The 7,027-nt window shown below is 62.3% G+C and carries 6 protein-coding genes; 3 read left to right on the top strand and 3 right to left on the bottom strand.

The features are described from left to right. Positions 1 to 135: 135 nt before the first annotated feature. From ACIPQ1_RS15250 to ACIPQ1_RS15240, 3 genes are read right to left on the bottom strand one after another with little or no spacing between them, the layout of a single operon-like run. Complete coding sequence (locus ACIPQ1_RS15250) at positions 136 to 513, bottom strand: DNA polymerase III subunit chi (protein WP_186705169.1); 378 nt, start codon at positions 511 to 513, stop codon at positions 136 to 138. Positions 514 to 521: 8 nt separating this feature from the next. After that, positions 522 to 950 carry a DNA polymerase III subunit chi gene (locus ACIPQ1_RS15245; protein WP_250965815.1) on the bottom strand — a complete coding sequence of 143 codons (429 nt, stop codon included), beginning with the start codon at positions 948 to 950 and terminating at the stop codon, positions 522 to 524. A 60-nt stretch (positions 951 to 1,010) separates the two neighbouring features. Continuing rightward, positions 1,011 to 2,501: a leucyl aminopeptidase gene (locus ACIPQ1_RS15240; protein WP_446534394.1), complete on the bottom strand. Its 1,491-nt coding sequence runs from the start codon at positions 2,499 to 2,501 to the stop codon at positions 1,011 to 1,013. A gap of 312 nt (positions 2,502 to 2,813) precedes the next feature. Between ACIPQ1_RS15240 and lptF the strand changes: the two genes are divergently transcribed. The 3 genes from lptF (at position 2,814) to lepA (ending at position 7,025) form a co-directional block, all read left to right on the top strand. Then, positions 2,814 to 3,935 carry an LPS export ABC transporter permease LptF gene (gene lptF, locus ACIPQ1_RS15235; RefSeq protein ID WP_446534393.1) on the top strand — a complete coding sequence of 374 codons (1,122 nt, stop codon included), beginning with the start codon at positions 2,814 to 2,816 and terminating at the stop codon, positions 3,933 to 3,935. Beyond that, on the top strand, positions 3,928 to 4,989 hold the full coding sequence (gene lptG, locus ACIPQ1_RS15230) for an LPS export ABC transporter permease LptG (protein ID WP_411385541.1): 1,062 nt from the start codon (positions 3,928 to 3,930) through the stop codon (positions 4,987 to 4,989). Before lptF ends, lptG begins: the two co-directional genes overlap by 8 nt. 236 nt (positions 4,990 to 5,225) lie before the next feature. Then, positions 5,226 to 7,025 (top strand): translation elongation factor 4, encoded by a 1,800-nt coding sequence (gene lepA, locus ACIPQ1_RS15225; RefSeq protein WP_446534392.1) that lies wholly within the window; start codon positions 5,226 to 5,228, stop codon positions 7,023 to 7,025. Positions 7,026 to 7,027: the final 2 nt, after the last annotated feature.

Raw genomic sequence — 7,027 nt, 5'->3', positions numbered from 1 at the left:
GGGGGGGGCGTCCTCTCTCGGCGTGCTGCGCGTCTGTCTGCGGCCCCGCCCCCCCCCCCCCCCCCCCCCCCCCCCCCCCCGCTCCCACAGGGATGTAGGTGGTCAGGGATACTTGGGCAACGCGTTGGCGCTGGGTTATTCGTACTGACTCAACAACCGCTCCATCCGCGCATCCAGCCGGCGCTTGATCTCGGTTTCGATGTGCGGGGCGAAGTCGTCGATGACGTCTTGCATGATCAACTGCGCGGCAGCGCGCAATTCGCGGTCCAGGTGCAGCAGGGCGTCGGGGCCCTTGGCTTCGGCCTTGGCGGCAGGCTCGGGTTCGGGCTGGCCGTTGATCGGATCGAACAACAGGGGAATCTGTTCGTCATGCACCGGCTCATGAGCAGGCTCATGCACGACCGTGTCGGTCAGCAGCGGTGGTTGCAGGTTGTCGTCGCCGAGCAGTTGGCGGATCGACTCAAGGTCATCCAGCAGGTGCGCGGGCTTTTGTGGCGATTTTGGAGTGTCCATCGTAGGGCTCAGAGTCGCTGTAAACGGTGGTCTTGCAGAGGATAGCCCTGTTCGCGGTAGAAACGGAAACTCTCCCGCGCGGCTTGTCGGATGGCCGGGTCTTCCACCACCACTTCCGCCACACGGGCGAAGCGCTGGGCAAAGGCCGGTACTTTCAGGTCGAGATTGACCAGCAGGTCCTGGTGCTGACCGCAGTCATCCCCCAATCCCAGCACGATCAGGCCCTCGGGTTCGCTTTCGGCCGGGCCGTGGGGCACGAAGCTCTCGCCCTTGAACGCCCACAGCCGTGCGTCCAGATCCTCGCGCTGGGTGGCATCGCTGCAATGCAGGTAGATGCGGTGTCCCATGCGCCAGGCCTTTTCGGTGAGCTTGCAGGCGAAATCCAGCCGCGCCGACGGATCGGCGCTGGGCAGGATATAAAAATCGACTTTGGTCATTGCGGTTCCTGATCCGTCGCTGGCGCCACCCGAGGGCGACGCCAACGATGGTCATTGGTGTCAGGCCTTGGCGCGGTCCAACAGGTACTGGGTCAGCAGGGGCACCGGACGACCGGTGGCGCCCTTGTCCTTGCCGCCGCTGGTCCAGGCCGTGCCGGCGATGTCCAGGTGAGCCCAGTTCAGGTTCTTGGTGAAGCGCGACAGGAAGCAGGCCGCGGTGATGGTCCCGGCTTTCGGGCCGCCGATGTTGGCGATGTCGGCGAACGGGCTGTCCAGTTGTTCCTGGTACTCGTCGAACAGTGGCAACTGCCAGGCGCGGTCGTCGGCTTGCTGGCCGGCGCTGAGCAGTTGGCCGATCAGCTCGTCGTTATTGCCCAGCAGGCCCGAGGTGTGGGCGCCGAGGGCGACGACGCAGGCGCCGGTCAGGGTCGCGATGTCGATCACCGCTTGCGGCTTGAAGCGTTCGGAGTAGGTGAGGGCGTCACACAGCACCAGGCGGCCTTCGGCGTCGGTATTGAGGATTTCCACGGTCTGGCCGCTCATGGTCGTGACGATATCGCCCGGACGCGAAGCCGTGCCGCTGGGCATGTTCTCGGCGCAGGCCAGGATGCACACCAGGTTGATCGGCAGTTGCAGTTCGAGCACGGCGCGCAGGGTGCCGAACACGCTCGCGGCGCCGCCCATGTCGTACTTCATTTCATCCATGCCGGCGCCCGGCTTGAGGCTGATGCCGCCAGTGTCGAAGGTGATGCCCTTGCCGACCAGTGCGTACGGCTTCTCGGACTTCTTGCCGCCGTTGTATTGCATGACGATCAGGCGTGGCGGCTGGGCGCTGCCCTGGCCCACGGCATAGAACGAACCCATGCCCAGGTCCTTGATCTTCTTCTCGTCGAAGACTTCGACTTTCAGGCCCTTGAACGCTTTGCCCAGAGCCTTGGCCTGTTCGCCCATGAAGGTCGGGTGGCAGATGTTCGGCGGCAGGTTGCCCAGGTCACGGGTGAACGCCATGCCATTGGCAATCGCGGTAGCGTGGGTCACGGCGCGCTGGACTTCAGCCTGGGCGGCCTTGATGGTCAGCAGGGTGATTTTCTTCAGGGTGCGAGGTTCGGCTTTCTGGCTCTTGAACTGATCGAATTGATATTCGCCGTCCACCAGGGTTTCGGCCAGCAGGCGGTTCTTGCCATAGCTGTCGCGACCCTTGACCACCAACTCGTCCAGCGCCAGGACGGCATCGCCGCCGCCGAGGCCTTTAAGGGTGGCCAACACGCCGGCGATGATTTTACGGAACGGACGGTCGCCCAGTTCGGCGTCCTTGCCCACGCCCACCAGCAGCACGCGCTCGGCCTTGAGGTTGGGCAGGCTGTGCAGCAGCAGGCTCTGGCCGACCTTGCCGGCCAGGTCGCCGCGCTTGAGCACGGCGCTGATGGCCCCGCCGCTCAGGCTGTCGAGCTGGGTGGCGACGACGCCGAGCTGGCGGTTTTCGCCGACGGCAACCACCAGCGTGGCGGTTTTCAACGTTTCTGGGCTGACGCTTTTTACAACCAGTTCCATGTCCGGATCCCTGAATGAATGGTCAAGAGGCCAGGCGCCGAAACAATGGCGCGCTGAACAGCTGTCTTCTATATAAAAGAAGCGCCGGTAACTTGCCGGCGACAAAGGCCGCAGTTTGAACCCCGGTGCCCGAGCCTGACAACCCTCGGCGCCCCTAACTTTTCGGCTTTGAGCAGCGGGTTAAAGCGTGCGAAGTGACAGGCGCCTTCAATCACAGGATAATGCGGCTCTTTTTTCGGCGGCTCGCAGTATGAGTCGGCTTGATACGTTTCTTGTTCGGCCGCCTAGCCTGACAATCGTGGAGTGTCTGGTTTGATCGTCTTTCGTTATCTGTCCCGCGAAGTCCTGCTGACCCTGAGCGCCGTCAGCGCCGTGCTGCTGGTCATCATCATGAGCGGGCGCTTCATCAAATACCTCGCCCAGGCAGCCTCCGGCGCCCTGGATCCGGGCTCACTATTCCTGATCATGGGGTTCCGCCTGCCCGGCTTCCTGCAATTGATCCTGCCGCTGGGGTTGTTCCTCGGCATTTTGCTGGCCTACGGGCGCTTGTACCTGGACAGCGAAATGACCGTACTGTCGGCCACCGGCATGAGCCAGCAACGCCTGTTTCGCATGACGCTGTTCCCGGCCACCTTGGTGGCGCTGGTGGTGGCGTGGCTGAGCCTGAGCCTGTCGCCCCAGGGCGCCAACCAATTCCAACTGCTGATCAACCAGCAGGACGCCATGACCGAATTCGACACCCTGGTGCCAGGGCGCTTCCAGGCCCTGCGCGACGGCACCCGGGTGACCTACACCGAACAGCTCTCGGATGACCGGGTCGACCTGGGCGGCGTCTTCATCACGCAAAAGAATGTGTCTGCGGACACCAAGAAGGACCGTGGCATTTCCGTGCTGATGGCCGAGAAGGGCCGGCAGGAAATCAACCCCGACGGCAACCGTTACCTGATCCTGGAAAACGGCTATCGCTATGACGGCAAGCCAGGGCAGGCCGATTACCGGGCCATCAAGTACGACACCTATGGCGTACTGCTGCCCAAGCCCGAGGTCAGCGACGAAGTCACCGACCGCGACGCGATGCCGACCGCCAGTCTGCTGGGCAACAAGGACATTCGCGCCCGCACCGAGCTGCAATGGCGCCTGTCGCTGCCGCTGCTGGTATTCATCGTGACCCTCATGGCGGTCCCGCTGTCGCGGGTCAACCCGCGCCAGGGCCGTTTCCTCAAGTTACTGCCGGCGATTCTCCTGTATATGGCTTACCTGACCATCCTGATTTCCGCCCGCGGCGCACTGGAGAAGGGCAAGATCCCGTCGGCGCTGGGCTTGTGGTGGGTGCATGGCATCTTCCTGGCCATCGGCCTGGGGCTGCTCTATTGGGAGCCGCTGCGCCTGAAGATGGCCAGCCGTCGCAGCGCGATGGAGGTGGCCCGTGGTTAAACTCGACCGCTACATCGGCAGCAGCGTGTTCATGGCGATCCTCGCGGTGCTGGGGATCATCCTTGGCCTGGCGACCTTGTTTGCCTTCATCGATGAAATGAGCGACGTCAGCGATACCTATACCCTGATGGACGTGGCGAGCTATGTGCTGCTGACCGCGCCACGCCGTCTGTACGACATGCTGCCGATGGCCGCGCTGATCGGCTGCCTGATCGGCCTGGGCAGCCTGGCCAGCAACAGCGAACTGACCATCATGCGCGCCGCCGGCGTGTCCATTGGTCGGATCGTCTGGGCGGTGATGAAGCCCATGCTGGTGTTGATGCTTGTGGGCTTGCTGATCGGCGAATACATCGCCCCGGCCACCGAGAATACCGCCCAGGCCAACCGCTCCCTGGCCCAGGGCGGCGGTGACGCGCAAAGCGCCAAGCACGGCCTGTGGCACCGCCAGGGCGACGAGTTCATCCACATCAACTCGGTCCAGCCCAATGGCATCCTCTATGGCGTGACCCGCTATCGCTTTGATGAACAGCGGCACATGCTGTCGTCGAGCTTTGCCAAACGCGCGAATTTCTCCGAGGATCATTGGCAATTGAGTGATGTCACCACCACCCTGTTCCATGACAAGCGCACCGAAGTGGTCGCCGTGCCGAAGGAACGCTGGGATGTGGCGATCAGCCCGCAGTTGCTCAGCACCGTGGTGATGGCGCCGGAGTCGCTGTCGATTACCGGTTTGTGGGGGTACATCCACTACCTGGCGGACCAGGGCCTGAATAACGGCCGCTATTGGCTGGCTTTTTGGGTCAAGGTGTTGCAACCGCTGGTTACTGCCGCCCTGGTGTTAATGGCGATTTCCTTCATTTTCGGCCCGTTGCGTTCGGTGACCCTGGGGCAACGGGTGTTTACCGGCGTGCTGGTGGGCTTCACTTTCCGTATCGCCCAGGATCTGCTGGGGCCGTCGAGCCTGGTGTTCGGTTTCTCGCCGCTGTTTGCGGTGCTGGTGCCGGCCGGTATCTGCGCGCTGGCCGGGCTCTGGCTGTTGCGTCGGGCGGGTTGACCCATTTTCTTGTGGCGGGGGGAGCTTCTGTGGCGAGGGAGCTTGCTCCCGCTGGACTGCGCAGCAGTCCCCTGCAGCCTGCCTGACACATCGCCGTGGCGCATAATCGAGGGGCCGCTTCGCAGCCCAGCGGGAGCAAGCTCCCTCGCCACACGTGACGCTTGCGCGGTGTATCAGGTACAATTCCCGGCTATTTTTCGGCGGGCCATGCCTGCAGCCTTTTTGAGTGTTGATCCGTGAGTGATTTGAGTCATATCCGCAATTTCTCCATCATCGCCCACATTGACCATGGCAAGTCGACGCTGGCTGATCGCTTCATCCAGATGTGCGGCGGCCTGGCCGAGCGTGAAATGGAAGCCCAGGTCCTGGACTCCATGGACCTCGAGCGTGAGCGCGGGATCACCATCAAGGCCCACAGCGTTACCCTCTACTACAAGGCCCGCGACGGCGTCACCTATCAGCTGAACTTCATCGATACCCCCGGCCACGTCGACTTCACCTATGAAGTCAGCCGGTCGCTGGCGGCCTGTGAAGGTGCGTTGCTGGTGGTCGACGCTGGCCAGGGCGTTGAAGCCCAGTCGGTTGCCAACTGCTACACGGCCATCGAGCAGGGCCTGGAAGTCATGCCGGTGCTGAACAAGATCGACCTGCCCCAGGCCGATCCGGACCGCGTGAAGGAAGAAATCGAAAAAATCATTGGTATCGACGCCACTGACGCGGTCACCTGCAGCGCCAAGACCGGCCTGGGCGTGGATGAAGTGCTCGAGCGCCTGGTAACGACCATTCCTGCGCCAACCGGCAATATCGAAGATCCGCTGCAAGCGTTGATCATCGATTCCTGGTTCGACAACTACCTGGGCGTGGTCTCCCTGGTTCGCGTGCGCCATGGCCGCGTGAAGAAGGGCGACAAGATCCTGGTCAAGTCCACCGGCAAGATCCACCTGGTGGACAGCGTCGGCGTATTCAACCCGAAACACACCGCCACCGTCGACCTGAAGGCCGGTGAAGTGGGCTTCATCATCGCCGGTATCAAGGACATCCATGGGGCGCCGGTCGGCGACACCCTGACCTTGAACTCTACCCCCGACGTCGATGTGCTGCCAGGCTTCAAACGCATCCAGCCGCAGGTCTACGCCGGCCTGTTCCCGGTCAGCTCCGACGACTTCGAGGATTTCCGCGAAGCGCTGCAAAAGCTGACCCTGAACGACTCGTCGCTGCAGTACACCCCGGAAAGCTCCGACGCCCTGGGCTTCGGTTTCCGTTGCGGGTTCCTCGGCATGCTGCACATGGAAATCATCCAGGAGCGCCTGGAGCGCGAGTACGACCTGGACCTGATCACCACGGCGCCGACGGTAATCTTCGAACTGCTGCTCAAGAACGGCGAAACCATCTACGTCGACAACCCGTCCAAGCTGCCGGACCTGTCGGCCATCGAAGACATGCGCGAGCCGATCGTGCGGGCCAACATCCTTGTGCCTCAGGAGCACCTGGGTAACGTCATTACCCTGTGCATCGAGAAGCGCGGCGTGCAGCACGACATGCTGTTCCTCGGCACGCAGGTCCAGGTGACCTACGACCTGCCGATGAACGAAGTGGTGCTGGACTTCTTCGACCGTCTCAAATCCACCAGTCGCGGCTATGCTTCGCTGGACTATCATTTCGATCGTTACCAATCGGCTAATCTGGTGAAGCTGGATGTGCTGATCAACGGTGAGAAAGTCGATGCCCTGGCATTGATCGTGCACCGGGACAACGCGCACTACAAAGGTCGTGCATTGACCGAGAAGATGAAGGAACTGATTCCGCGGCAGATGTTCGATGTGGCAATCCAGGCCGCCATTGGCGGGCAGATTGTGGCGCGTACAACCGTCAAGGCGCTCAGAAAGAACGTATTGGCCAAATGCTACGGCGGCGACGTCAGCCGTAAGCGCAAGCTGTTGGAAAAGCAGAAGGCCGGTAAAAAACGCATGAAGCAGGTCGGTAACGTGGAAATTCCACAGGAAGCCTTCCTCGCGGTGCTCAGGTTGGATAGTTAGGT

This window comes from Pseudomonas sp. LARHCG127 (assembly GCF_052871455.1).
This window is presented reverse-complemented; position numbering and strand designations above follow the sequence as displayed.